This window comes from Methanoregula sp. (genome assembly GCF_035543475.1).
In the GTDB taxonomy this organism is placed as follows: domain Archaea; phylum Halobacteriota; class Methanomicrobia; order Methanomicrobiales; family Methanospirillaceae; genus Methanoregula.
This window is the reverse complement of the sequence record NZ_DATKKA010000022.1, coordinates 56,282-83,240: the sequence shown is the minus strand read 5'-3', so window position 1 is coordinate 83,240 and position 26,959 is coordinate 56,282. Positions and strand designations below refer to the sequence as shown.

Sequence of the window (26,959 nt, the reverse complement as noted above, 5' to 3'; positions counted from 1 at the left end):
TTGAACGGTCTTTGAAGAGTGTACAGCATTACGGACAACCGGAAGTGATCAGGACCGTGACGACCCTTATGTGGATCTGGCAAGAACAGACAGATCAGACGGCTTCATGCCGGAATCGGGGAATCGTCATGAACACAAGAATAGGTGTGCTCCTTGCGCTGGTTGCGCTGGGGCTGTGCTGCGCCATCGGACCTGCCATAGCGGACGACAATGGAACTGTACAGGGATTGCCGGGTGCTTATGATATCCAGCCCTACACCGGGTCCATTGGCCCGGATAGTTCTCTCTACGGTCTCAAGCTTGCGTTTGAGAACCTTGGTGACACATTCACTTTCAACCAGACACAGAGGCTGGAACTGGAAATTAACCATACGGATGACCGGCTGAGCGAACTGGAAAGTGCGCTTGCTGCTAACCAGACCGATGCCGCTAACCGGGCACTGGATCAGTACTGGCTGGATATGAACCGGACTGAGAGGACATTGTCATGGTACAATAATACCGGCTCCCAGTACGCATTTAACGGGACAGGTTTGGGCACTGGTCCTCAGCAGGGATCCTACCGGAACTATACCAGTACCGGTCTCCCCGGTGGATCTTACCATGCCAGCCCCCCACAACCTCCCGCTGCAGCAGCAATGATCGCCGCACAACAGCAGATCGCCCTGCACCAGGACGTCCTTCAGCATCTCCTTGACATGCATCCCGACAACCCGGGCCTTGCCCGTGCATACAACAGGAGCATCGATGTGGAACAGAAATTCGAGGACAGAACCCTGGTCCATTTCGATCTCGAGCGTACTGCGGATCACCGCATCATCTTCAACCCGGTTATCCTGAACCCTGTTGTTCGCGATCATATCGCCACTGCAAACTCCTGGAACCAGACCCACAACACGGTTACTACTACAGGAAATGGCCAGAATACGGAGCATACAACCCAGAACTGGGTCGACCAGCACCGGGATGACATTACCCCGGCAAACTACAGCCATGGGCAGAATCCCGCAAACAATCAGGCATATCGGTTTGGGAACACCAGCTCATCCGGGGATGACAACAGAAATACCTACGGAAACAATGGCCGGGATAACCGGTATCCGTAAAGGGGCCGTTACCGGTCTGCAGCCGGCGCATGTCAGCCGGCTCGCGTATTTTTTATAGCGTACAGGATAACGATCAACAAACGGGTGTACGATGGATATGTTGAAACGGTACGTGGCAATAACCGTCCTGCTCTTTCTCTGCATCATGCCACTTGCAATGGCTGCATCCACCACAGATTACGCCACTACCTACACGATCACCCTGCAGCCGGACGGATCGGCAGTCTGGGCCGTGGAGTACCGCACCCCGCTCACCACCAATGATGATCTCGCCGGTTTCCAGAACTATTCCGCAGATATAAATAACGTTTACCTCCCTCAGCTCGAAGACCTCATGCAGCATTCCTCATCAGAGGCCGCACTTGCCACAACCCGGCCTATGAGTGTCAGCAATTTTTCCGGGAGTGCGGTGGTCCAGACCTCACCGACCGGGCAGTTTGGCGTCGTTACGTACACGTTCACCTGGACAAACTTCTCTGTACCGGAGGGAGGTCTTGTTACTGGCGATTCCTTTGCCGGGGGGTTATATCTGGACAAGGACTCGGCGCTGGTTATCCGGTACCCCTCCAGTTATTCTGTTACTTCTGCCAACCCGGCTCCCGATCAGCAGTCGGGCAACAGCCTTACCTGGTATGGCGAACGGGAGTTTGATGCCGGTGAACCTCACGTCGTGCTCGCAGGACCGTCGTTCCCACTTCTGCCGGTGGTCATCGTTATCGCGGTGGCCATCATTGCCGGGGCCGGCGTTGCTGTTTACCGCAGGAAGCAGTCTGTGCAGACCGCACCGGAAGACGATCCGGATGATCCCGCAGGACCCGGAGACCAACCGACCCCGCTCCTTACCGGTGCCGATCTTGCAAGCCTCAAAGACAGGATCCTCTCCCTGCTCAAAGCCCACGGAGGGGAGCGGTTCCAGTCCGATATTGTCAGGGATCTGGGCCTGCCAAAATCGACCGTGAGTTCCACGCTCAACGAGCTCCACCAGCAGGGCATTATTGTAAAGATCAAAAAAGGGCGCGAGAACCTTATCCGCCTTACCGGCGAGAAGGAAGACTCTCAAACGGATCCTGGCACCAGCTCCCGGTAATGCCGGGCCTCTTCCCACACCCGGAACTTTTTTTGATGGTTACCTTCCGGTCAATTATTTCCCGAAATAGTCCGCCACTTTTTTGAGATGTTCACGGATCGGGAGGTCCTGGGGGCATTTCTCCTCACACTCCCCGCACTCCTGGCAGCAGGAGGCGAAATGCGGAATGCCGTCGAAAAATCCGCCTAGGAACATCGTGTAGTGCTGCTTTGCGTCCTCGGCATCATCGTAGATGTGCCCGCGGTTGTACATCTCAAAGCACTCCGGGATGCTCACCCCGTGAGGGCAGGGCATGCAGTACCTGCAGCCGGTGCAGGGGATGATGATCCGCTTTTTGAGCTCTTTTTTTACCTTCGTAAAGAGAGCGAGCTCCTTTTTTGAGAGCGAACCGGGAAGCACGCGGCCTGCAAGGGCCACGTTCTGCCGGACCTGCGCCATGGTTGACATACCGGAGAGGACGACCGTTACCTCGGGGTGGTTCCAGACCCAGGAGAGTGCCCATTCCGCGGGATCGCGCCGGGTCTCAGCTGTCTGCCAGATCCCGGAGACCCCTTTGAGATCCCGTGCGAGCAGGCCCCCGCGGACCGGCTCCATCACTACGATGCCCAGCCCTTTTTTTGCTGCATAGGTAAGGCCGGCGGTCCCCGCCTGGTACTGCTCGTCCATGAAGTTGTACTGGATCTGGGCAAAGGTCCAGTCATAGCTGTCCACGATCTCCTTGAAAAGCGGGGTTGAATCGTGGAACGAGAAGCCGGCGTACCGTATCCGGCCGTCAGCGATCGCATCGTCAAGGAACTCTGTGATGTTGAGTCCCGACAGGTTCTCCCAGAACGGGGCGTTGAGCCCATGCACGAGATAATAGTCGATGTGATCGGTGTTGAGCCGGGTCAGCTGCTCATCGAGGTACTTGTCCATATCCTTGCGCGAAGTGACCAGCCAGCTGGGGAGCTTGGTGGCCACGTTTACCTTCTCCCGGTATCCCCCGGCAAGCGCACTGCCGACAAACGGTTCGCTCTCGCCGTTGTGGTAGGGATACGCGGTATCGACATAGTTCACGCCGTGGTCAATGGCGTACCGGAGCATTCCGGTCGCCACTTTCTCATCTATCTTTCCATCGGCGGTCACCGGCAGCCGCATGCACCCGAACCCGAGGATCGAGAGTTCCGGGCCGCCCTTTTTCATGGTCCTGTACAGCATGGTTGCACCTTGGTGTCCCTGATCCGGATTGCTGGGGTGGGAGGGTATATAATCTTGCTTTGCGGGTCGTTTGTCCCATCAGGAAACGATCAGGAAAAATATATGGTACAAGGAACGACCGGACCGTTCAGGAAAACGGGCCATGAAGGGTTTGGTAAACGATGAGTTTGAGATCCGGGTCCAGGACCCGGACCTGCCGGCAATGCGCTGAGTGCCGGTCAGGACCACCGGCCCCGCCTGCGCCTGCGCCGGTGGTGGGCGATGAGCAGCGCAACAATGGCAATCGCGGCTACGGCAACGATGTACACGTGGCCGGCGGTTGTGTCCAGGATCCAGCCTATGATTCCCACAAAGGTGCTCACCGCGGTCGGGGCCGGGGGCGCCGGGGTGGCACCGGCCGTGGGTGCTGCTATCACGGGAGCGCCTGCTGAAGCCGCAGAGGAGATCGGCACCGCAAAGAGGGCAAAGCAGCAGAAGTGCGAAATCTTTGCCGTGATTGTTCCTGTTGACGGGTCATAAGCCGTGGGCAGATCCTGCCACGTGTTTGTCGCACGATCGTACGATTTTAACGTGTAGTGCGTCCCCCACGAGGCCTGGGGATCGGTAAGGGTAAGCGTGATCGCGGGAGAGAACGTTGCCCCGTTCGGCCCAAGCTCGTATGCCATCCCGCTGAACGTGGATACCTCCCCGACACCGGTGGGGACCTGCGCTGACGGTGTTCTCGTAATGGAGACCGATGCGAGGGCGTTACCGCTGCTGTCCTGTGCAACAATTCCTTCCCCGATGCTGAGCGTGGCGAGATGGTCGTTTGACTGGAGGGTGGTTGCCTGGGTGATCACGCTGTTGGCATTGATGTAGAGGTTTGCGGTCTTCCCGGGGTCCGGTGTTTCTACCGGAGTGACGGCAGCTGTCGTTACCGGACTAATAATGACTGCCGGGGTTGCGACCATGGCAACAGGGCCCGAACCGGGTCCGCCTGCGTTGAGATTGGTGTTTGCCACAACGCTGCTCACTGTGAGAGTGACGAGCTGGAAGAGGTTGCCGGTCCCGGAGAGGAACGAGAGCCCGAAGGTTGACAGACCATTGGGTGAGTCCACCTCGAAATAATCGAGATTTTCTGCCGGGTTACTGGACAGGTAATGGGTCCCCAGCACCTGCCCGTAATTACCACTGTCATCGATTCGCTCGACATAGACATCATTTCTGCCGCCGGGTTTGGATGCCACCCACGAAGAATTCAGGCTCATGTGCAGGACAGCCGATCTCCCGGTCGGGAAATTGGTCTTGGCGATCTTTATTGTATAGGCCGTACCGTTTGTCCCTCCAAAGCCACTGCCGGCAACAACCGTATTAAAATTCGAAGTATCCGGAGAGACGGATCCCTCCCAGACCTGTGCATCGAGGACTGCATTCACCGGGTAGGTCTGGAGATCGACAGAGTAATTGATCGAACAAAATGGCCCCCCAGTAGAGACCGAGAATCCCGTGGGAACGATATCTTTGCTCTGCAGGTGGACGGATGTGATATTTCCGGTATGGGTGTGGCCGCTCGTCCCAAACCCGAACCCGTCGCATGCGTACAGGGTGACATTGCCGAACCCGCGGTCTGCCGGGGGCGTAAATTCGAGGACCGAGACGTTGGGATAAAGCGGATATGTCCAGTGGGTCAGAACCGAGTCATCAAACGTGGCAACCTGCCTGCTCCCTACGGTTGCCAGGTTCAGGCCGTTGATGCTTGTGTTGGTGTTCACATTTGCGCCGTTTAAGATGGTGATATAACTCACTTTTGTGACCGATCCTGAACCGTACAGGTTGGATGCGATCAGGGTTACTGAATACACACCGGCACTCGTGTAAGTGTGTGTCGGGTTCTCGGTTGTCCCGTTGGTCCAGGATCCGTCGCCCCAGCTCCAGTTCCATTGATTCGGGGCCGGACTCCCGGTGGAGGTATCGGTAAATGCGATGACAGCCGGCACTGCGCTTGTTGTAGGTGATGCCGTAAAGCCGGCCACCGGCTGCCCGATCGCGATGTCATTAGCGATGGTCGTGGTGTTCCGGCAGTACGGATCGCTCACCGTAAGCGATACGGTATACTGGCCATTGGCAGAATAGGTATGGGCGGGATCCTGGAGGGTCGAGGTCGACCCGTCACCGAAGTCCCAGTACCAGTGAGTGATCGATGAATCCTGGCTCGAGGCATCAGTGAAATGGACCGTGACCGGTGCATTGCCTCCGGTAAAATCATTGGTGAAAGCGGCGACCGGGCAGGTCTGGGATGGGCCGCTGGTGTACAGGTGAATTTGATAATAACCACTGGTATCCTGCTCATCCCAGACAATTCGGTAGAGCGATTGCGCGGGCGAATATGCGATCGATACCTGTTCAACGCCGTTACGATTGAGCGCGATCGGAATTGTCTGGTGGGTACTGGTATCATTTACGTAAATATCAGAATTGCCGGGGGTTGCATTATTTTCAAACCAGACAACCCATGTTCCGGAGATTGCCGGATAGGCTAAGATCAACTGATTTGGTAGTGTGGAATATACCAGATTCAGATCATTTGGAGTCAGGTTGTCCTCACTGCCTGCAGTGGTTTCATTGATGACGACCCGAAGACGTGAACCATATGTGTCCGATTCGAGCCACGCGATACGATTATTGTAGAGTGAGGGAAACAAGCTCCAGCTCGATCCGGACGATATCTGTGTCCGTACTCCGGCGGAAATATTGTAAAGATAAATGGTGGAAGGAGAAGAGCAGGTGGAATCAGCTCCACAATCAACGTAGGCAACAAGATTATTGAATATCGTGGGGTATGTCTGGTAGTCTGCCGGATTTGCATCAAGCGGGGTTCCTGTTCCGGGTGGTGTATTGTTCACATAAATCTGGGACACCCCTACGGTCGGTGTGTTTACCCAGATGATTCGGTTGTTGGAGATCGCGGAATTATCGTTCACATCTGTGCTTGTTGACAACGGGATTTTTGCCCCTGTAGCTAGATTATCGAGATATATCGCAGATGAAAAACATAATGAACTACTCCCACAATCCGTATAGGTTACCAGATTCCCGGAAATTGCCGGGTTCTTTGTAAAAGTAGTGTTATCAGTGACCTGGGTTTCTATCCCTGAGCTAATGTTGTACGAATAAATGATCCCGAATTGATCCAGAGGATCAATATCCTGCCAGACAATCCGGTCGATAAAGATCCGTGGAAGCTGGTGATTGAACCCGTTATTATACGAGGTTATGAGGGTTTCCGTTCCAGCAGCCGGAATGGGAATAACCAAAAGCCCTGCTGCCAAGCTGAATAAAATGCAAAAAATGAGAAATTTTCTTTGCATAAATCTTCCCATGCAAACTCACCGAACGATTTGGCCCTATTCCCCCTATTTTTATTAACACTCACACCATCCGATTGCTTGGAAATAGTTGCTGAATGTTGTTGCATCGAGACCGAAAATTGCATCCGTTGGAGAAGAAAGATTAAGGGCACTTGGGATTCCATTGACACCAGATGCTCCTGTACTTCCAATTGGGAATCCGAGGTCTCTATATCCCCATGCGCCGCACCCATTCGGTGCAATTCCGTATTGCGGGACCGGGTCCTGTAGCCCAAAGGTCGTCCGGAGAACGATGTAACTATGGCCATTTGTGCAGCCGTTCGTTGCGTCAAAGGTTCCGAGGACTGCATAACAATGAGAAGCGAGGATGCCCTGTGACGGCAAATTGGTGAACTGGACGTTGTTAAGCTGGCTGCCATTGGCATAGGTCCATGCTACAACAGGGTACCTTGTCTTACGAAGTCCAGCATTAGTTGAACAAAATGCGCCCTTGATAAAACCGAAAAGTGTAGCCGAAGCTACATTTGCTTGTAAAATGCTACCGGCCGGAGGTGTAAATTGAGCTGGGGGAGCTGGAGGAACAGTACTGAGCTGGAAACAGGGCTTTCCGTTTCCGATCAGGTATGCAAGAGCGATAGCCGCATTGCCCCCCCAGTAATTATTTGAGGAATTTGGGGGTGCCAAAGCAGTGAGATCAGCAGACGCCGGATCGTTGCCGTTAATAACATTGACCCCTGCAGTGTTGGTGGAACAGGTTAGTGCACCTGTTGATGGAGTCATCCCGTTTTCATAATAACAGAATTTTGCATAGGCCCGTTCCAAGAGCGCCGGCCATACTTCATTCGTGTTGGTTGAACTCGCTCCAAAAGAGGTAAATCCGGGATCGATGAAGTGGTTATTACTGTCAAGCAGTACCTGACTGCCGACTGAAACATTTACCGCCACCGGATTGCACGGGGTTATCTCGCCGTTCATTGAAACGGTTCCGCCCATCGAACCGATTGTGGTCATCGAATTTTTTACGCCATAATCCCAGAACGTAAACGTATAATTTCCATTCGAATCGGGGCCGGTGATATTATTGCGGATAAACTGCCGGTTGACCCAGGTAATCGCGTCGAGTGCCGCTATCAGCGGACAATTGGGAAAACATTCTCCCTGCTTGACGATAGGCACGCTGGGATTGGTGGTGGAAATTGCCGGCATCGGGTTAGGGTTATAGAAGAAATAAGTCCCCGGAAGCGGAACAGTCACGTAGGATACAGCCGGGGGGGTGGGATTTGGATCTACCATCTTCTCTCACCCTCTCGTAATTATTTTTCCGGCACATTTCCGGCCCGGTCCCGGATAGTTTCCTGCACATCCCTCTTTTTTCACGTACCTCATTTTTTCCATAGCACACACTCTTCCCTGCTATAACGCTGGACGACAGCAATTATAATTAGGAATATTATAACAGGGTAAATTCCCTCATTGGTATATTTATCTTTCCTAAGAAAAATCACGAAATAAAAATACAATCATCGTATTACAATCGTCTGGATACAACCCGATCATCCGGGCATAAAACCCAGAATTTTCGCCAATTCACAAAATTAATATATTTTAGGCCGCTATTTTGGATTTAATTATTTTTTACCCGGTATGTCATTTCCACAGATCCCCACAATCCGACATGCGGATGTCTCCGCACTCAGGGCAGCCGGGGATCTGCCCGGCCTTGTCCGCCTTCTCCACCACCGCGACCCCGATATCCAGTGGCAGGCGGCCGATGCCCTGGGCTCGTCCGGGAATCCGGCGGTCCGGCTCCTGGTCCGCGAGCTGGACAGCCCGCACGTGGCCGCCCGGATCGGGGCGGTGGAGGCGCTTGCTGCCATTGCGGACCGGAAAACCGTGCCGATCCTCACCGATGTCATGGAGCGTGACCAGAGCACCGAGGTGCGCTGGGTGGCTGCGCTCGCGCTTGGAAAGATCGGCGACCCCGCTGCCATTCCCCCGCTCCTCTTTGCCCTACGGGACCGGGAGCGGTATATCCGGTCCGGTGCCGCAGCCTCGCTTGACCGGCTTGGCTGGAAGCCATGCGATGCGGCCGAGCTTGCGTACCGTGCCATTGCCCTGCAGGACCGGGACGCGATCCTTCAGCTCGGAACGTCTGCAACGGAACCGCTCATCGAGCGGCTCTCCGATCCCGATCCCCGGACCCGGGTGCAGGTCCTCACCCTGCTCGGTGAGATCGGTGATCCCCGGGCACAGCAGGCCTGCGAGGACGGGCTCCGGGACCCGGACGGAGGGGTCCGGTGGGCGGCCGTCCTTGCCGCAAAGAAGTGCCGGGTCCCCGTGGCCCAGATCCCGTGGGGGATCTCCCAACGGGAGCGGCCCGGGCGGAACCCGTGGGCTGCTGCCGTCCTCAACTTCCTCTTTATCGGTATCGGCTACAACTACCTTGGCTACTGGTGGGGATTTTTAGTCTTCATGAGCTACACCAGCATCCTTGTGCTCGCCTCTCTCGAAGCCGGCCCCGTGCTGCCGTACCTGGTCGCCTACCCGGTCACGGCACTCTTTGCCGTCCAGACGTTCTACCTGGCAAAAAAAATGCCCGACATGTGAAGTGATGGTACCATGAATTTCCCCCGTATCTTTGCTGTAAATGCCGGCGACATCCCGCCCATGAAGGAACGGCGGGATATCCGGGGGCTGGTCCGCGCCCTGAAATCGCCGGATTTTGCGGTCCAGACCGAAGCGGCAAAGGCACTGGGGACCATCGGGGCCGAGGCGATGGACGACCTTCTTTGCGCTCTTTCAAAGGGGAACAAGGACGTGAAGCTCGGGGTGATCGGGGCGCTTGCGGTCATCCGCGACCCCCGCTCGGTGGGCCCCCTTATTGCAGGCCTCCACGATCCCGAGAGCGAAGTGCGCTGGCAGGCGGCATTTGCACTGGGAGAGATCGGCGACTCCCGGGCCACCGGGCCGCTGGTTACTGCCCTCCGCGACCCGGACAAGTACGTGCGGTACGGTGCGGCGTATTCCCTTGCAAAACTGGAATGGAATCCGGAAACTCCTGAAGAACGCGCCTTCTATTTTGCCGGGATGCAGGAGTGGAAGGCGCTTGCGGATACCGGGCCGGCAGCGGTCCCGGCGCTCACCGTTGCCCTTTCTGACCGCGATCCCGGGGTGAGGCGAAAGGCGGTCGGGGTCCTGGGGGAGATCGGGACAAGCGAGGCCGTCCCCTCCCTCATGCAGGGGCTTGCCGACGCGGACAGCGAGGTACGCTGGCATGCGGTCCTTTCTGCACCCCGGTGCGGGATCGACCCGCTCTTTATCCCCCGGGGGATCTCCCGCCGGCCGCGGACGGCGAAGAACCCGCTTGTGGCAGCGTTCTTAAACTTCCTCCTGCCGGGGCTCGGGTACGGGTATATAGGCAAGTGGTGGGGGATCATGATCTTCCAGATTGATGTCACGGCCACGGTCTGGCTCTTCAAGTACGAAGGACAGGCAGACACATACGGCCTGCTCTTCCCCCTGTACATCCTTCTTGCCATCCATGCCTGGTACCTGGCAGCAGAAATGCCGGATTTCTCGTGAACCCGGGACACGGGAGGGTATGCATGTCACCATCGCGATTGTTTCATAACACTTTTATTATAATCAGGTAACAGCTCATCCAGCAGTACCGGCACAGCATCCATCCTGCATGGTACTCGCTCTTAGAAGTGGTAGTTCATGGAGAAGTCTTCGCAACCGGATATCGGGAAGTCGGGCGATCACATGTTCCAGGAACTGGTCGAATCGCTGGCCCATGTCGTTTTTGTGCTCGACGACAAGGGCCATTTTACTTACTTAAGTCCTCAGTGCGAGGACATCCTTGGCATCCCCCCGGAAGGGATCGTGGGCAAACCGATCTCGTCCGTTGTTATCCCCACGGACAAGGACCGTCTTTGCAACAAGTACCGCGAAGTCAAGACCGGGGCCTCGTACCCTTCCGATTACCTGGTCGTTGACAAGGACGGGAAGACCCATGTGGTACGGGCGGTCTCCCGGCCGTTTGTCCAGGATGATGGGAAGACCGGCGTGGTCGGTATCATCAGCGAGATATCCAACTGGCTGACCGCAGAGGAAGCGCTCCGGACAAGGGAGGAGGAAGTCCGGCAGATCCTCAACTATTCCCGTGACGGGATCGTCCTTACCGATGAGGCCGGGACCCTGATCGAGTGGAGTCCGGCCATGGAGCAGATCACCGGTGTCAGGAGACCGGATGCCGTAGGCCGCCCGTTCTGGGAGGTCGAGTACTCCCTGTTTCCCCCGGAGAAGAAGACACAGGAAGCCCGGGACCGGATCCACGCATGGTATCATGCCCTTCTCGTGGATAATGCGCCCATGCATCCCTGTGAACCGGGTGTGGAGATCCAGATCGAGCGCCCTGACCGGAGCCGGTGTGATGTTGAGGCCTGCCAGTTCCTGATCCCCACCGAGAAGGGCAGGATGGTCGCGTCCATTGTGCGGGATGTCTCCGAGAGGAAGAAGAGCGAGGATGCCCTCCGCCAGGCAAACCGCCAGCTCACCCTGATGACCAGTGTCACCCGGCACGATATCAACAACAAGCTCGCGATCATCCTGGGGTACCTTGCAATATTCACAACAAAAACGGAAGATCCTGCACTCCGGGACCAGCTCGGGAAGATGGAGGAGGCGACAAAAGCCATCCAGACCCAGATCGCATTTACCCGGGTGTACCAGGACATCGGGAGCACCGCCCCGCACTGGCATGACCCGGGCGTTGTCATATCCCGTCTTGCCATCCCGGCAGCGGTTACCCTGACATCCGGTGTTTTCGGTTTTGAGATATTTGCGGATGCGATGTTCGAGCGGGTCTTTGCAAACCTCCTTGACAATTCGATCCGGCACGGGGAACATGTGACAACCATCACGGTACGTTCCGAAAAGACCGCCGAAGGACTGGTCCTTTCCTGGGAGGACAACGGTATCGGTATCCCCGCGGCAGAAAAAGATAAGATCTTCAACCGGGGGTTCGGGAAAAATACCGGCCTTGGCCTCTTTCTGGTCCGCGAGATCCTCAGCCTGACCGGCATCACGATCCGGGAGAATGGCCGTGAGGGAACGGGAGCACGCTTCGAGATCCTCGTGCCGGAAGGAAAGTACCGCGCCAAAAAAACGTAAAAACCGTTACTGGTTCCCTGTGCCTGTTACAAAAAATCCATCCATCTTATGAGCCCCGCTCATTCATTTCCCGCCGGATTCCCGGCAGGTGAATCATAATCCTTAAGTGCACATGGTGGAAAGTATTCATTACCTCGTCCCTCCGGACCCCGTGACCCATGATCTCAGCCCTTTACGTAGACGATGATCCCGATCTGCTCGAGGTCGGGCGGCTCTTCCTGGAGCGCTCCGGCCGCATCCGGGTCGATACAGCACTCTCAGCAGCCGAAGGCTTGGAAAAACTTGTTACCACACCCTACGATATCGTGATCTCGGATTACCAGATGCCGGGGATGGACGGGATCGAGTTCTTAAAAGTGGTCCGGGCCCGGTACCCGGTGCTCCCCTTCATCATCTTTACCGGCCGGGGGCGTGAAGAGGTGGTCATCCAGGCCCTCAATTCCGGGGCGGACCGCTACCTCCAGAAAGGTGTTGACCTCCAGCCCCAGTTCACCGAGCTGATCCATACCATCAAAAGTATTGTTGAGAAAAGAAGGGCCCAGGATACTGTCCTCCACCTCAACCGGCTATACTCGGTCATCTCCCGGACCAACCGGGCGATCATCCATATCCGGGACAGGCAGGCGCTTCTCGATGAGGCCTGCCGGATCGCAGTCGAGGAGGGGAAATTTCTCATGGCTTGGATCGGCCTCGTAGAACCCGCCACCCGCGACGTGCGCCCGGTCGCCGCCTGCGGGTACGAGGCAGGGTACCTGAGCCTGCTCTCCATTACCACCGACAACGTGCCGCAGGGAATGGGCCTGACCGGCTCCTGTATCCGGGAGATGCAGCCGATGATCTGCAACAACATCCCGTCCGATCCCCGGATGACTGATTACCGGGAAGAGGCGGCCCGTCGCGGGTACTGTTCGTCCGCGGCGTTCCCGATCCGTGACGGGAACAGGGTCGTGGGGGCCATGCGGTTTTACTCGGGGGAGTGCAACTTCTTCAACGACCGTGAGCTCGCGCTCCTGCGGGAGCTCACCGACGATATCTCCTTTGCGCTGGAGATGATGGAGCGCGATTTCACCTTAACCGAGCTGCGCCGGGTGAGCGATGCGCTCCAGCGCTCCAACCGGAAGCTCAACTTGCTCAACAACCTCCTCCGGCATGACATGCTCAACACGCTCACGGGCCTTCTGGGCCTCGAGGACATGGCCCTCGCAACGCTTGCCGGCCACGAGACGGCCGGGCTTATCTCCGAGATCAAGGAGAACACGCTGAAGATCCAGCAGCAGATCTCATTCTCCCGCGATTACCAGAATATCGGGGTGCATACCCCGCAGTGGCAGAACGTCCACGCCGTGGCTTCCCGGGCTGCAGCGTCCGCTGCTCCCGGGCCGGTGAAGATAGCGGTGATGGCTGACGGGGGGTTCGAGGTCTTTGCGGACGGGATGCTTGAGAAGGTCTTCTACAACCTCATCGACAACGCCCTCCGGTACGGTGGACATCTCTCGGAGATCGCCTTTAAGGTGCGGCAGGGAGGAGCAAACCTGGTCATCACCTGTTGCGATGACGGGACCGGGATCGCAGAGACCGAAAAAGAGCGGATCTTTGCCTCCGGCTTTGGGAAAAATACCGGTCAGGGCCTCTTTCTCGCCCGGGAGATCCTCGGGATCTCGGGTATTACGATCCGCGAGACCGGGACACCCGGTAAGGGCGCCTGTTTTGATATCACGGTGCCGGAAGGTGCCTGGCGGCGAAGCCGTCCCCGTACCTGATGTGACGGACGTTTGATCGTAAAAAAAAGAGATTGGCCGGTTACAGGATCTTCTTTCCCGCGTCCGGGCCGGGCTTAAGGATGTACACGCCGGTGATCTTCATTGTGATCGCGGCCTTGGGCTCGAGCGTGGGCTTGAGCGACTTGACCCACGCAACATCATCGGTAAAGATCTTGCCGCTCGTGTGGATGGTGATGGTTCCCTTGATCTGGAACCCGCCCTTATCGCCCCAGAACGAGAGGGCGACTTTTGCGTTCTCCTTCATGTTTGCAAGCGTCTTGTTAAAGTACTGGTTCGAGATGAGCAGGGTCTCGTCGTCCAGTACCTTGTATGCCCCGATCGGGACGACATTGGGCGTCCCGTCTTTTGCGGCCGTAGCAAAATACGCGGTCTTTGTTGCGGCAAGCGATTCCTTAACCTCAGCGGTGAGTTTTACCATACGCATTCCCTCGCATTTCCTGCTTGCACCCGGGAGACGATGGATACCCGGTCCGGGTGCATGTGTGCAGGTTTTAAGGAAGTATACAGTCCCCCGGTATTAAAAGATACCCCGGGCTGCCGGGCCCGGTCTTTCTGCTGCTGTACCGGCCCGGGGAATGGTCGCGTGCACGACGGGGATACGCGTTCAGGGTGCCGGGGTGTCCCGATCTCCCGCAGCGGGAAAACGGTACCCTCCCCGGGGCACCAGGATTTCGAACCGTGCCCCGCTGCCCGGGGTGCCTGTCTCCGTTATGGAGATGCCGGTGATCCCCAGGATCTCCCGGGCCAGAAAGAGCCCGGGGTTCTGCGACCGGTCGTCGGCCCTCTCAAAAATGCTCTCTTTTGCGCTCTCCGGGATACCCGTGCCATTGTCGGAGAAAGTGATGACCAGCCCTTCGGCGGTTTCGCGGTACCCCGCCGTGATCTCCGTAGCGGTTTTTCCGTGGACAAGCGTGTTCTGTGCAAGGACAAAAAAGACGTTCTCGATGAGGGGGTCGGCATAGATCTCCACACCGGAAAGTCCAACCTTCTTTTTTATGTCTGCAAGGTCGAGGTGGGAGATCCCGTAGAGAAACGCCGTGTTTACGTCCTGCCACTGGGGCGGGCGCAGCCCGAGGTTCTGGAAGAGCGTGGCAGATTTGAGCGCATACGTGATCTTCTGGACAATCGCTCTCTGTCTCTGGACCATCTGCAGCAGTTTTTCGTCACGGATGTCCGTCGCTTCCAGCTCAAGGTACCCGGAGAGGGTGAACACGGCATTCTGGATCTCGGAGAAGGTGATGGTGTTGAGGACATTGAGTTTTTTTGTGGCACGCTGCAGGGCCTCCTCTGCCTTTCTCCAGTTCGTAATATCTGCAAGGCCGACCACGCTCTTTGTGGTCCCGGGTATCATGCCGACATCGAGGAGGATGGTTCGGATCTCCCCGGACCGGGTAAGAAACGGCGCCATGTATCTCCGCATCGCCTTCTCCGGCTCCCTGCGCCGGAGCCGGTGCTGGTCCACCATCATCTGCCGGAACTCAGGCACAGTAAAGATGGTCCACGAGATCTTTCCCTCGAGCTCGGCCCTCGTGTATCCTGACAGGAGTTCGAACTCCGAGTTTGCAAGGCTGATGGTGGTGTCCTCTTCAAGGATAAGCATGGCGGTTCCGGTATTTTCAAACACTGCCCGGTACCGTTCCTCGCTCTCCCGGATGAGCTGCTCGCTTTTTGCGAGCTCATCGTAATTTTGCCGCAGTTCCTCTTCGTCTGCCGTGATCTGCTGGTAGGCACGCTGGAGTTCTTCCTGCTTTGCGATGAGTTCCTGCCGTGCCTGCTTACGGAGAGTGATATCCGTTGCCGTGCAGACAAGGGAGAGGATCGTTCCGTCACTGTCCCGGATCACCGATGCGGAGAAGGTGACCGGGACGATCCTCCCGCTGGCGGAGAGGAAGCTTGTCTCCATGTCCCTGACGATCCCTTCGGCCCGCAGTTTTTCAAACACGGCATTTTTTTCCGCTTCGCCGGGAAAGAGTGCCTGGACCGGGCGGCCGATCAGGTCATCCCCCCGGCCGATCAGGTCACGGGCGGCCTTATTTGCGACCCGGATCGTCTCCCTCTCATCGAGCAGGAGCAGCGCATCGGGCATGGTGGCGACGATCGTCTCTGCCGTGGTCGCGGGACTGACGATGAAGAGCTCGTGTTTCCAGATCGCGTACCCGACCAGCACGGCGAGGCAGAGGAAAAACAGGGTGGGGTTCACCGGCACGACGATCTGGAATGCGGGCAGGATGATCTGGACGATCACCCCTCCGCATAATATGATGCTGATGCCGGCTGCCATGTAGGACGCCTGAAGGCGCTCCTGTCTTTTTGCGGTCTTTACGGAGAAGTGGATACAGAGGGCGAGCGCCAGGACGACCGTGAGGATCGTCCACGCCATCTCGATAAAGAAGAGCAGGGGGTCGGCTGCATAACCGTACGTGTACCCCCATGGCATCTGGGCCGGGACCACGGTGATCAGGCTGGTAAAAAGTTCCGTTGAGCAGAAGAGAGCGGCAGGGGCAAAGAGAAAGGGGAGCACCCACCACTCTTTTTTTATGTTCCCTTTCCCGGTAAAGACCAGGATGAACAGGAGGAGCAGCGGGGGCGTGAGCGTCCAGAACGCCGTCAGCTTCAGCCAGAAGTATGCGGAGTCCGGGGTCGTGGACTGAACGAGCATGAACTCGGAAAATGCCCACCATGAAAGGGCAATGCAGAGGAGCAAAAATGTCCTGTTCAGCGGGCTTTTCCGGTTGTGGAAAAAGACCGAGAGCCCCAGGGCGAAGGTGATGGCTGCTGACACAAGGGATGGGAGGGCAACAACGATCATGGTGGTATCCTGTTCCGGTGGTACTTATTGCAAGTGGTCCGGGCAGGCCCGTGGCATGTATATCGCCCGGTTTGTCCAGGGATCACCCGCGATCCATTCTCTCCTGTTCACGGGACTGGCCCGTTCCGGCATGAATGGTCGTTCCGGTGTTTTCCCTGCAGGTGATGATAAGGATTTCTGATTTTAGCCATCCTCTCCCGGCCCGGGGCTTTGTTTAAAGAAATATTATGACAGGCCCGCGGCCTGCCCCATGAGCCGTGGCCCGACGGTAACTGCCAGGTAGACAAGCACCGGGACAAGGACTGCCACCGCGGCCTTTTTTGTGTCCAGCGAAAAGATCCCGCGGACGGCGTGGAACCAGAACCATGCGCAGCAGAGGAAGGCCGCTACTTCCAGCACGGCACCCGTGGTGACAAACAGGGTGAAGGGCTGGTTGTAGGAGATCATTTTTTCGATCTCCGCGTGGTTGGTGGTGTTGATGGTGGTGTTGAAAAAGGCCGGCGAAGCGGTGATCGCCATGGCATTTTTGAGGGATAAGAAGAGCGGGAGGAGGAATGCTTCGTAGACCGCGAGGGGAAACATTCCCCAGCCCACCGCGGTCATCATGCGGCCGAGGGTGCCGGGTGCCCGGTTCCAGATGCCGGCGATAAACCAGAAGGTGAGTGCGGCAACGACCAGGACAAAGAACGGCATGAAAAAGCTGACGACAGAAATCACGGTGATCCCGATCCCGGTGATCGTGGCCATCATGGATGCGGGGACACGGGCTGCATTGGGAGTCTGTGCGTACAGGTTGAGGTAGATGGTCGAGAGCCAGGAGAGCGTCAGGTAGCCGTATACTGCCTGCAGGATCCCGGTGATCGCGGCAATTGCGACCGGGACAATGTACCCCGGGGGCTCTGCGGCGAGTGCACGGAAAAATTCTGTCGGGCGGAAAAAGAGGTCGCGGACCGGTGGCATGGACAAGTATATGGGGGCGATTATATTAATAACCGGGCGTGACCTCCGGGGGAGGCCCCGGCTTCCCATCCGGCACATTGTCACGACACCGGCCTTTTTATATCCCGGCCGTGTAATCCCTGCACATGAACAGGCGGACTGCAGCGATCCTTATTGTGGCAGCGGTTGCCGTAGCGGCAATCGTCCTTTATTTCCTTGCCGGCCACGGCCCTGCCGCGGGCCCGGCACAGCTCCCCTCCGTGGAAGTGCGGTCCTACAACGGGCAGGACCTCTCGGCGATCGCGAACATGCCCGAGAACGCGATCAGCGGTACCCAGTACATCAACACCTCTGACTACCGGCTCACCATCACCGGCCTGGTGGCAAACACCACGGTCCTTACCTACGACCAGGTCCTCGCCAACCACCCGCATTATACCAAGGTGGTGACGCTCAACTGTGTCGAGGGCTGGAGCTCCACGATCCTCTGGGAAGGGGTGCTTGTCTCCGATCTCGTCAAAGACGCCGGCGTCGACCCGCGGGCAAACACGATCATCTTCCATGCCACGGACGGGTACACCACCTCGTTTCCCCTCTCGTACGTCATGGACAACAACATCCTCCTCGCATACCGGATGAACAACGTTACCATCGATGCCGAACATGGCTACCCCTTCCGGCTGGTGGCCGAGGACAAGTGGGGGTACAAGTGGATCAAGTGGGTCGATCAGATCGAGCTCTCCGCCAATGCGAATTACCAGGGGTACTGGGAGCAGCGGGGGTACTCGAACTCCGGGAACCTCACCGAGAGTAAGTACGCGTAAACGGGGAGCACACTTTTTTAAGACTGCCCGCAAGCCCTGCGGGATAAATAACGTTTTTAAAAAAACCCGAGCCCGTCGAGGACCTGCCCGGTCGCTGCCAGTGCGTCCCTGCCGCTGCGCCGGGTGTCCAGGAAAATGGCGCCGACGAGAGCCTCGAACGCGGTATCGAACGCCTGGCTCCCCTGCAGCCAGACCCGGTTCTTCTCCTCGCCCTTCCCCCAGCGGATGTACGTTTCGAGCCGGAACTTTTCTGCAAACGCCCTGGTCTTGTCCCGGTTTACGCCGTGGATCTTTTCCGTGGTGAGCGTGCCCTTGTCCCGCGTGCCGCTCTCGTACAGCCGTGAGACAACGAGTGCCCCGAGGACCGCGTCGCCCACGGTGGCAAGGGCATCCATGCTGTCCTTTCCTGCGCCGGCATTTTCATTGAGGTATGCCTGGCGGGTCATGGCGGCTTCCAGAAGAGAGGCATCCGCGAACGTGTATCCGATCCGGGACTGGAGATCGTTGAGAGGAGCGGGCATGGACGATCACTCAGGGGTTGGGGTGGCGGGGGTTAATGGTTGCGGGACAATCTGTGTGCCCATTATCGTCCCGGGTTGAGGTATTCCCCTCCGGGAAAACCGGCACGCCTTTTGAAAACGACACCACGTGACGGTGGAGAGGTCACCACGCTGGCCGGCACGATACATTTTTACTGAGTGTTAAAAATAATAGACATTTATAAATATCCTGAAGAATATTTCCCTTTGATCATGTATGTGTGCTGATGATCAAGGTTCAGGTGGAACAAAACCTGATGAGCGTAAGGATCGGAATTCAGGATTCGCGAAGATCGATAAAAAACGAAAACACTTCACGGTCGAGATGCTTGTCCTCGTCCTCATTGCTGCGGCCGTATTCTTTGGATCGTTGTGGTGGATCTCGACATACCATCCTGTCGGGGCCACGCTTCCGGTGAACAACACATCCCCGGCGATACTAAACGGAACTGCTATTGCTGCAATGCCCCAGTGGGTGACGATCACATGGGTCCAGGCATGGGTCGTTGTGGTCCTGCTGCTGTTCGCGTTCATCTCCGCGCTGGGCTGGTTCATCTATAACCGGTTCATGGGGATCCTGATCAATGAGAATAACGTCATGAGTCTCTCCCGCCTCCAGATCACGCTCTGGACGGTCATCATTGTCCCGGCGCTGCTGATCATGGTCATTGTCCGCTTCGTTTACGGGGTACCGGATCCGTTTAACATCTTCATTGACTGGCATGTCTGGGCGGTACTGGGCCTGTCTGCGACCGCTGCGGTCGGTTCGCCCATGATCAACAAGGGCAAGAGCAACAAGGAGCCAGCTCCGGGCGAGCCGAAAACGGTCCCCGCCCATGATGATCCAGAAGAGCAGAAAAAAGCAGAAGCTGAGGCAAAAAATGCAAGGGCTGATGCAACTGCCAAGGATAACGCGGCAAAAGATGCAAAGGATGACGCTGAGAAAAAGAAATACGAGGCAGATGCGGCAGAACAGGAGGCAAAAAACAGGGAAGAAGAGGCAAGAATTGCACGGCACGCTGCAAATCGCGCAGAGTTTTCAGTCAATACGGCGGAATCACAGGAATTATTGACAAAGAAAGGGGATGCAGAGCATGCCTCAACAACGGCAAGGGCAAATGCAAACAATGCGTCAGCAGCGGCAAAACAGGCCAAGGATAAGGCGGCCCAGGCCGATAACGATGCAAAGGCAGCAAAGGAAGAAGCCGACGCAAAAGAAGCGGCACTGACCAAGACTGTCTCCTATTCCAAATCGGTCGCCAAAGCTGCCGATTCCTTCAACCAGAAACCGGAGGATGTAGAAAAGACCCGCAATGGTCTCCTGTACGCGAACACAGACCCAAGCGAGGCCTGCTTCACGGACATCTTCCAGGGGGATGAGCTGGACAACGCGATGTACATTGACATCTCCAAGATGCAGATGTTCTGGTTCTCGGTGATCGCGATCGGGGGGTATGCGATTCTGCTCTGGGGCATGTTATTAAACGACAACCCGGCCAACCTGGGTTCATTCCCGGCCTTCTCTGACGGCCTGGTCGCCATCCTCGCGGTAAGCCACGCCGCCTACCTTGGCGGTAAGGGTGTCACCCAGACCAAGACCACCGAATGAAAACTTCTCCTTTTTTCCCGAAACTCCCTCATTGAGTTCCATTTTCTCCGGTATGCCCCGTATCCGGTCGGCGTTTTCTTACCTTGAAAAATTATGGGGGCGTTCTCATACTCTTGTCGGGACGCCTCCATCCCGTACCGAGAGGACAAAGACCACGGTGACGATTGCCGCCCGGGACTACGGCCGGCTTCCCTCTCTTTTCGGAAAAGAGATATGCCGGCAGGGGCAAATTTCGCAAGTACAGTGGACCTCTATATTCTCCGGCACGGAAAGGCAGCGCCGCCTTCGGCAAGGAATGACGATTCCTCCCGGGAGCTGACTCCCGAGGGCAGAAAAGATATCCGGAACGCCGCACGCTTCCTTGCCGGAAAGAAGGTCCGGTTCGATGGTATTTTTACCAGTCCCCTTGTCCGGGCCCGCGAGACCGCAGAGATCGTAGCGAAGGTGACGGGTGCCCGGGAGGACCCGGTGGTCCGGGACGAGCTCCTGCCCGGCGGCAACCCGGACGCCGTGTGCTTGCTTGTTTCGCAGTTTGGTGAGGACGCCACCGTCCTGATCGTCGGCCACGAGCCGCTCCTCTCTGCCCTTGTTGCACGGATCATCACCGGGGGCGGGGACGCAGCAGTGGCGCTCGGGAAGGGCAGCCTTGCCAAGATCCGGAACTTTACCTTCGAACGCTCGCCCTCGGGCGAGCTCCAGTGGCTGCTCTCGTGCAGCCAGATGGCGGAGATGCAGTAGGAAGCCGGTGTGCCTTTTTGAGGATCTCCTGCGGGTACACGGGGAAAAAGTCCCGATACGTGAAGGGGCAGGAGGTCGCCCTCCACCTTACCTGTTTTCCCCCGCAGCACACCTCCTTTTATTGTCGTTACCAGGTATTCCTGGCAGTCCCTGCGATACCGGGTCCCTGACGGAGGATTGTCATCATCTCATCCTCTATATCCCTGCACCACAAAACCTCATCGAGCGTATTTCCCCTGCCATGTCCCAGATCTTCACCTTTATTGCACTCTGTGGTCTTGCACTCGCGGCCCTTTTCCTGCTCCTGTACTTCCGGCAGGAAGACCGTGACGTTGCCGGCGGAACCGGCCGGCAGCCGCTCCCCGGCAGGCTCTTTATTCCCATTCTCGTGGCCTGCACGCTCCTTGGCATGGCGATAACGGAATGGCAGGGTGTCTGCCACCTCTCCCCGTGGGGTTTTGTCACGGGCATCATCCTTGGTGCTGCAGCAGAACTGGCCGCGTACCGGCACCGGAAAAGAACCGGGATTCCCTGAAGCTCCTGTTAACCTGTTATGGGGCCATCACTTTTTAACACCTTAAAAAAATCCCAATCCCTCAACGGGTTAACAGAACATCCAAAAGGATATGAAAAAAATATAATCGGATAAAAACGGGTTATCCCATGCCCGGCATCTGTCCTTCTGCGGGGCTGTGGGACTGCGTGATCATCATGTCATCGATGCGGATGAGCATGATCGCGGTCTCGGATGCGCTCTGGATGGACTGGCGCTTGGACCGGAGCGGTTCGAGCACACCTTCCTCAAGCATGTCGATGACCTCTCCGGTGTAGACATTGAGGCCGGCCGTCTTCTTGCCCTTGGCATGGGCGTTCTTGAGGGCAACGAGCTTATCGATCGCGTTGTACCCGGAGTTCTCCGCAAGGGTACGGGGGATGGTCTCGAAGGCCGTAGCGTATCCTTCGATGGCGAGCTGGACCCGGCCCCCGACGGTCTCTGCATAGTCCCGGACCTTCATTAAGAGTTCGGTCTCGACCGCACCGCCGCCGGCAACGTACGTGCCGTCCTCGATTGTATCCATGACGACACGGGTGCCGTCGACAACGGCCCGCTCGAGCTCGTCGAGGAGATAGTCGCTCGTGCCCCGGAGCAGGATGCTGACGGTCTTCGGGTTCCTGCACCCGGATATCCGGGTAATGTCCATATCGTTGTCCTCTTCGACAACATCAGCATGCCCGAGATCTTTTGCGGTGAGGTCTTCGGGCTTGTTCACGATATTTCCGGTCAGCGCACGTGCTGCGTACTTGAGGTCCTTTTCCGGGACGTCTTCGACCGCGTAAATGCCGTTTTTTGCGAGGAAGAACTGGACCGCATCGGCAATGCCCTTCTGGCAGAGCACGACATTTGCGCCGGCGTTTACCACCGCATCAGCCAGTTTCTTTAAGGTATCCTGCTCCTGCTTTGAGAAGGCTGAAATCTGGTCTGCAGCGGAGATCTTGATCTTTGCCTTCACTTGGGTCTTTGCGATCTCCATGGGCAGGGCGATGAGAGCCACTTTTGCCCCGGTGATCTTCTTTGGCATATCTTCGCTTGCCCGTTTCTTGTCAAGGATAATCCCGCGGACAAGCTCGGAGTCATCCATCGACGTGCCCTTCTGTTTTTTGATCAGCACATCGTCTTCACTTGCCAGGTATTTCCCCGAAGTCTTTTCTGTTATGGCCATGACGGCGTCCACGATAATGTCGTCAAGTTTCTCCCTGACTGCTTCGATGGACTTTCCGGTGATTGCCGTGCCGGCGATCTTCCTGAGGGTCTTTTTGTCAGACGGGTCGACCTTGTACGAAAGGGAGTCGGTGATTTCGAGGGCTTTTTCCATGCCCATGCGGTATCCCTCGGCGATAATGGTCGGGTGGATCTTCATTTCGAGCAGTTTTTCTGCCTGGTCCATCAGTGCACCGGCGATGATCACGGCGGTTGTGGTCCCGTCCCCGACCTGGTCGTCCTGGGTCATGGCGACCTCGACTACCATCTTTGCGCCCGGGTGCTCGACCGAGAGCTCGCTTAAGATGGTCGCACCGTCATTGGTGATAACAATGTCCCCGGTGGAGCCGACAAGCATCTTGTCCATGCCCCGGGGCCCAAGGGTGCTCCGGACCGCATTTGCAATGGCCTTTGCGGCCATGATGTTCGAGTGCTGGGCTTCCTCGCCGCGGTTCCGTGTTGTCCCCTGCCTGAGAATGATAATGGGCTGTCCGCCAAGTTGTTGTGACATTTCTGACCTCTTTTTTTTTATTTGTGTCCGGTGTTATTTTCCGGCAATGCCGCATGGACTTCCGGCCTGCTCTCCCGGGTGCTGTGGACGTGTGGCAGGAGCGTACCATCGCTCCCTTTCACGTCCTGTTCGCAGGGATGTTTGCCGGCCCGGCCGGTGACACCGGTTTTCCATGCCTTCCTGTGATGGGCAAGACTTGCTTTGCCGCCTCATATGTCTATCTGTGCCCGGGTTTTGAAAGATCGTAAAATTTTTAATACGCATCTCTCTTTTTATCCGCCTGCAAACGACAAAAAACCGCAAGAACCGGCCGTATTTATGGGCAAAGCAAAAAAGGTTTTTTTACATAATGCTTTCGAGTTTCTTTACAAGAACGTCAAGGCCCTTTTTGATGTCCTCCATGTTCCTGCCCCCGGTGAGAATGATCTTTCCCGAGGAGAAGATCAGGACAACGATCCGGGGCTCCTTGATCCGGTACACGAGGCCCGGGAACTGTTCCGGCTCATATTCAATATTTTCCAGGTTGAGCGTGACAACGACCTTGTTGAGGTTGATGTACCGGGCGAGGTCATAGGAGCAGACAATGTTTGTGACCGCCACCCGGGGCTCCCTGAGGGTCTCCACACCCGCATCATTGAGTGACTTTACCATGACCGAGAGCCCCTTTTTGAGCGCCTCGTTGTTCTTGATGCCGGTCAGCACGATCTTGCCTGACGAAAAGAGGAGGGACGCAATTTTAGGGTCTTCAATATGGTATACCGCGCCCGGGAACCGTTTCTTGTTGAGCTCGCAATGCTCCACCTTCTGGGAAAACATCGCGATATCGATGGACTCTGCAATCGCACCGGATGCAACAATGTTCTCGATTTTCAGGGATTCGTACTTTTGATCATCCATCTTCCCCTCTTATGCTGTTCTCCGGGGCATAAGGCTGATGGATAACCTATATCATGGGTCCGCGGCGTCCGTTCCGGCAGGCTCACCGCATGCCCCCGGAAAACAAAACGCCCCTTTCCCCTCCGCGCCCGGGACGGCCCGGCCGGGCGCGGTACAGGAACCCGGGGGTGTGCCCCGGCAGGGTACCGGCGGATGCACGGGGCAACGCATGAGGGGACCCGGCGTGATCCAAACCATAGCATTATCCCCTTTCGTCGCATTAAAAGAACAGCAACTGTGAGGGATTGTCCATGGGAATCAAACCGTCCTATATCAAAAATCTCGGTACCACGCTTCTGGCAAAGCAGCGGGAGTACTTTACGAAAAACTTCGATGAGAACAAGAAACAGCTGGAACTGTCGGCAACGATCCCCAGCAAGAGGGTCCGGAACCGTATTGCCGGCTATATCACCCGCAGGATGAATGCCAAAAAACGTACCTGATCTCATTCGTTTTTTTACGGCCTTACAAACCCGGCGGACGCAGCGGAGATCGCCTGCCGGCGGGTATACCCTTTTTATGACCTGACGGGTACATTTATCGCTTGAGGTATCATGGTGCGGACGATGTTAAAAAAGGATGAGCGGGTGCTTATTGTCCCGGCATCCGAAAGGAACGCCGGCGTCAGGCTTGTCCCGGTGAAAAAAGGGGACCGCGTCGTGCCCGTTCCCACCCGTGACGGGAGATGGATTACGGTAAAATTAGCCCCCCTGTCCCGGGGCGACAAAATTGCGGTCGTGACCCTGCGGAACGGGAGAAAAGTGGCCCTGAAACTGGAAGAGTTCTCGGACGCTGACCTCGAACGCCGGGTTGAACTTGCGGGCGATTTAACCATTGAGTTCAGGGAAGGCGGGGTCCCCTGAGAGGGCGTTTTGCCGCACGCATTACGTCCAGGGTGCGCCGGGATTATTATTTTTCCATTCCCGGCAGTATCCCCGTGAGATCGTCATTCGCTTTTGTTTAAGGTATCCGTGAACCGGTATGCTTCCCGTGGCACCGCGATCTCAAAACAAGCCCCTTTGCCGGGCTCACCTTTCTCGGTAATCGTTAAGCCGGTAATCGAAAGGATTTCCTGGGAAAGGAAAAGGCCAAGCCCGGTATTTTTCCCAAAACCTTTCTGGAAGAGCCGGTCTTTATCGTCAGGAGAGACCCCCACGCCATTGTCATGGTACCTGAGGATAATCCCGGTCCCTGACTCGCGGCAGGAAAAGTCTATCCTGGATACCCGCTCGCCATGGCGGATCGAATTTTCAATGAGATTGTAAAACACTTTCTCCAGAAGCGGATCCGCATAAATCTCGACCGCGGGTATCCTCATGTCGACAAGGATCGAATGAAGGTCAATGCTTGCCAGTGCCAGCGATACAGTTTCCGGGACATTATGCCACTGGGGTGAATGCACGCCGATATTCTGGTAATCGCGGGTAAAGAGGATCTGGCTCCGGATCGCATTTGCCGCCTGTTCTTCCCGGGCCAGGTAATCGATCAGCTGGGGATCCGTTGTCTTCTGCCGCGAGAGTTCGAGAAACCCAAGCAGTGCGGAGAGCTGGTTAAGGATATCGTGGCGGGTAACATTGTTGAGCAGGTTGAGTTTCTTATTCGCCTGCGTCAGTGATTCCTGCGCCAGTTTGGTCTCGGTAATATCGACAGCCGTGCAGACAACGACCGGTTCACCGGTCTCTGCCGCGGAGACAAGGACCCACCGCGTACTCCCGTCCCCGGCACGGATCCTGACTTCTATATCGCCGACCCTCCGCAGATCGCGGGTTTTGCTGATGAACGATTCCCGCTCTTCCCGGTCCGGGATAATGTCGGAAAGTGACTTCTGCATGAGTTCTTCCGGGCTGTACCGGATCATGGTGGCAAATTTCAGGTTGACCTCCCGGAGCATGAGGGTCTCCCGGTCATAGCTGAATGCCCCCGCCTGTGAATTGTAGTATGTCCCGCAGCTCCTGGCGCTTTCTTTCCGGTATGCTTGTGAATAGGTAGAGATCAGGATACCCAGCGAGACAAAGATGTAGAACCAGATTGTCGCAAGGATGTATGTCTTGATGTCAGGCAGGCCGATGATGAATACCAGCGCGACATAAATCCAGCCTATCAGGATCGACCCGTAGATGCTCAGCTTCGGGCGGGAATATGCGATAAGGACGAGCGGGATGAGGTAAAAATACGGGAATACCTCGTAAATTCCCCGCTGGATGCTGATATACGTAATCAGTACTGACGCTACGATACTGCCAACGATGCAGATATCATAAAAGAGCTGTCTGTTGCGGGAGAGTGGTCTCATCGTCATATTTCACACAGGAACCCTTGCCAGCGCGGGTAACCCCCCTGTACCAATTCTAACCATCTCCTATGATAAAATGGCTTTGCAGAAACGGCCATTACCCGAAGACCCGGGCAAACGTGATAAAAAAAGGCGTTTTTCATGGTCGTGTCAACCCTGCGGGAGTTCCCGTATGGTTCCCGGGGAAAATGCGGGGGTTACCTCCCGCAGGCCTGGCAGGACTCCGGGGCAGGATCTCACGATGCCCGGTAAAGTCCGGCGCTGTCGAAAATCCACCCCGTCTGTTTTATATCCTGTGTCCGTGAATAA

Annotated in this window: 22 protein-coding genes; 12 read left to right on the top strand and 10 right to left on the bottom strand. The window is 56.5% G+C overall.

Annotated elements, in window-relative coordinates; all coding sequences use genetic code 11:
• Positions 1-128: 128 nt before the first annotated feature.
• Both VMS83_RS07380 and VMS83_RS07375 read left to right on the top strand, forming a co-directional pair.
• The gene (locus VMS83_RS07380) at positions 129-1,106 is read left to right on the top strand and encodes a DUF5667 domain-containing protein (RefSeq protein WP_325411371.1); all 978 of its coding nucleotides are present in this window, start codon (positions 129-131) and stop codon (positions 1,104-1,106) included.
• A 91-nt stretch (positions 1,107-1,197) separates the two neighbouring features.
• The gene (locus VMS83_RS07375) at positions 1,198-2,193 is read left to right on the top strand and encodes a helix-turn-helix transcriptional regulator (RefSeq protein ID WP_325411369.1); all 996 of its coding nucleotides are present in this window, start codon (positions 1,198-1,200) and stop codon (positions 2,191-2,193) included.
• A 54-nt stretch (positions 2,194-2,247) separates the two neighbouring features.
• Here the strand turns inward: VMS83_RS07375 and VMS83_RS07370 are convergent, their stop codons facing one another.
• The 3 genes from VMS83_RS07370 to VMS83_RS07360 form a co-directional block, all read right to left on the bottom strand.
• Positions 2,248-3,390 (bottom strand): aldo/keto reductase, encoded by a 1,143-nt coding sequence (locus tag VMS83_RS07370; RefSeq protein ID WP_325411367.1) that lies wholly within the window; start codon positions 3,388-3,390, stop codon positions 2,248-2,250.
• A 218-nt stretch (positions 3,391-3,608) separates the two neighbouring features.
• Positions 3,609-6,368, bottom strand: coding sequence for a PKD domain-containing protein (locus tag VMS83_RS07365; RefSeq protein WP_325411365.1), 2,760 nt, complete (start codon positions 6,366-6,368; stop codon positions 3,609-3,611).
• Between the two features lie 423 nt (positions 6,369-6,791).
• On the bottom strand, positions 6,792-8,030 hold the full coding sequence (locus tag VMS83_RS07360; RefSeq protein WP_325411363.1) for a hypothetical protein: 1,239 nt from the start codon (positions 8,028-8,030) through the stop codon (positions 6,792-6,794).
• 351 nt (positions 8,031-8,381) lie between these two features.
• Between VMS83_RS07360 and VMS83_RS07355 the strand changes: the two genes are divergently transcribed.
• From VMS83_RS07355 to VMS83_RS07340, 4 genes are all read left to right on the top strand, one after another.
• Complete coding sequence (locus tag VMS83_RS07355; RefSeq protein WP_325411361.1) at positions 8,382-9,344, top strand: HEAT repeat domain-containing protein; 963 nt, start codon at positions 8,382-8,384, stop codon at positions 9,342-9,344.
• A 12-nt stretch (positions 9,345-9,356) separates the two neighbouring features.
• Entirely contained in the window at positions 9,357-10,319 is a 963-nt protein-coding gene (locus tag VMS83_RS07350; protein WP_325411359.1) for a HEAT repeat domain-containing protein, read from the top strand.
• A 138-nt stretch (positions 10,320-10,457) separates the two neighbouring features.
• Positions 10,458-11,912, top strand: a complete 1,455-nt coding sequence (locus tag VMS83_RS07345) for a PAS domain S-box protein (protein ID WP_325411357.1) — start codon at positions 10,458-10,460, stop codon at positions 11,910-11,912.
• A 158-nt stretch (positions 11,913-12,070) separates the two neighbouring features.
• Positions 12,071-13,672 (top strand): GAF domain-containing protein, encoded by a 1,602-nt coding sequence (locus tag VMS83_RS07340; RefSeq protein WP_325411355.1) that lies wholly within the window; start codon positions 12,071-12,073, stop codon positions 13,670-13,672.
• Positions 13,673-13,712: 40 nt separating this feature from the next.
• Here the strand turns inward: VMS83_RS07340 and VMS83_RS07335 are convergent, their stop codons facing one another.
• The 3 genes from VMS83_RS07335 to VMS83_RS07325 all read right to left on the bottom strand — a co-directional run bounded on the left by VMS83_RS07335 (position 13,713) and on the right by VMS83_RS07325 (position 17,462).
• Positions 13,713-14,111, bottom strand: coding sequence for a pyridoxamine 5'-phosphate oxidase family protein (locus tag VMS83_RS07335; protein WP_325411353.1), 399 nt, complete (start codon positions 14,109-14,111; stop codon positions 13,713-13,715).
• A gap of 186 nt (positions 14,112-14,297) precedes the next feature.
• Positions 14,298-16,502: a PAS domain S-box protein gene (locus tag VMS83_RS07330; protein WP_325411351.1), complete on the bottom strand. Its 2,205-nt coding sequence runs from the start codon at positions 16,500-16,502 to the stop codon at positions 14,298-14,300.
• A gap of 225 nt (positions 16,503-16,727) precedes the next feature.
• Positions 16,728-17,462 carry a YIP1 family protein gene (locus VMS83_RS07325; protein ID WP_325411349.1) on the bottom strand — a complete coding sequence of 245 codons (735 nt, stop codon included), beginning with the start codon at positions 17,460-17,462 and terminating at the stop codon, positions 16,728-16,730.
• 125 nt (positions 17,463-17,587) lie between these two features.
• Between VMS83_RS07325 and VMS83_RS07320 the strand changes: the two genes are divergently transcribed.
• A complete protein-coding gene (locus VMS83_RS07320) occupies positions 17,588-18,265 on the top strand; it encodes a molybdopterin-dependent oxidoreductase (protein WP_325411347.1) in 678 nt (225 codons plus the stop codon).
• A 56-nt stretch (positions 18,266-18,321) separates the two neighbouring features.
• On the opposite strand, the gene VMS83_RS07315 is transcribed toward VMS83_RS07320, so the two are convergent.
• Positions 18,322-18,786, bottom strand: coding sequence for a ribonuclease III domain-containing protein (locus VMS83_RS07315; protein WP_325411345.1), 465 nt, complete (start codon positions 18,784-18,786; stop codon positions 18,322-18,324).
• A 235-nt stretch (positions 18,787-19,021) separates the two neighbouring features.
• Between VMS83_RS07315 and VMS83_RS07310 the strand changes: the two genes are divergently transcribed.
• From VMS83_RS07310 to VMS83_RS07300, 3 genes are all read left to right on the top strand, one after another.
• Entirely contained in the window at positions 19,022-20,413 is a 1,392-nt protein-coding gene (locus tag VMS83_RS07310) for a hypothetical protein (RefSeq protein WP_325411344.1), read from the top strand.
• A 213-nt stretch (positions 20,414-20,626) separates the two neighbouring features.
• On the top strand, positions 20,627-21,151 hold the full coding sequence (sixA, locus tag VMS83_RS07305) for a phosphohistidine phosphatase SixA (protein ID WP_325411342.1): 525 nt from the start codon (positions 20,627-20,629) through the stop codon (positions 21,149-21,151).
• Positions 21,152-21,392: 241 nt separating this feature from the next.
• Positions 21,393-21,686 (top strand): hypothetical protein, encoded by a 294-nt coding sequence (locus VMS83_RS07300; protein ID WP_325411340.1) that lies wholly within the window; start codon positions 21,393-21,395, stop codon positions 21,684-21,686.
• A gap of 121 nt (positions 21,687-21,807) precedes the next feature.
• Here VMS83_RS07300 and thsA read toward each other — a convergent pair whose 3' ends face one another.
• Complete coding sequence (gene thsA / locus VMS83_RS07295) at positions 21,808-23,421, bottom strand: thermosome subunit alpha (protein WP_325411338.1); 1,614 nt, start codon at positions 23,419-23,421, stop codon at positions 21,808-21,810.
• Positions 23,422-23,763: 342 nt separating this feature from the next.
• A complete protein-coding gene (locus tag VMS83_RS07290) occupies positions 23,764-24,318 on the bottom strand; it encodes a TATA-box-binding protein (RefSeq protein WP_325411336.1) in 555 nt (184 codons plus the stop codon).
• Positions 24,319-24,608: 290 nt separating this feature from the next.
• Here VMS83_RS07290 and VMS83_RS07285 point away from each other — a divergent pair, with 290 nt between their 5' ends.
• A complete protein-coding gene (locus VMS83_RS07285; protein ID WP_325411334.1) occupies positions 24,609-24,800 on the top strand; it encodes a 30S ribosomal protein S17e in 192 nt (63 codons plus the stop codon).
• A 123-nt stretch (positions 24,801-24,923) separates the two neighbouring features.
• On the top strand, positions 24,924-25,220 hold the full coding sequence (locus VMS83_RS07280) for a hypothetical protein (protein ID WP_325411332.1): 297 nt from the start codon (positions 24,924-24,926) through the stop codon (positions 25,218-25,220).
• 83 nt (positions 25,221-25,303) lie between these two features.
• Here VMS83_RS07280 and VMS83_RS07275 read toward each other — a convergent pair whose 3' ends face one another.
• On the bottom strand, positions 25,304-26,656 hold the full coding sequence (locus tag VMS83_RS07275) for a PAS domain-containing sensor histidine kinase (protein ID WP_325411330.1): 1,353 nt from the start codon (positions 26,654-26,656) through the stop codon (positions 25,304-25,306).
• Positions 26,657-26,959: the final 303 nt, after the last annotated feature.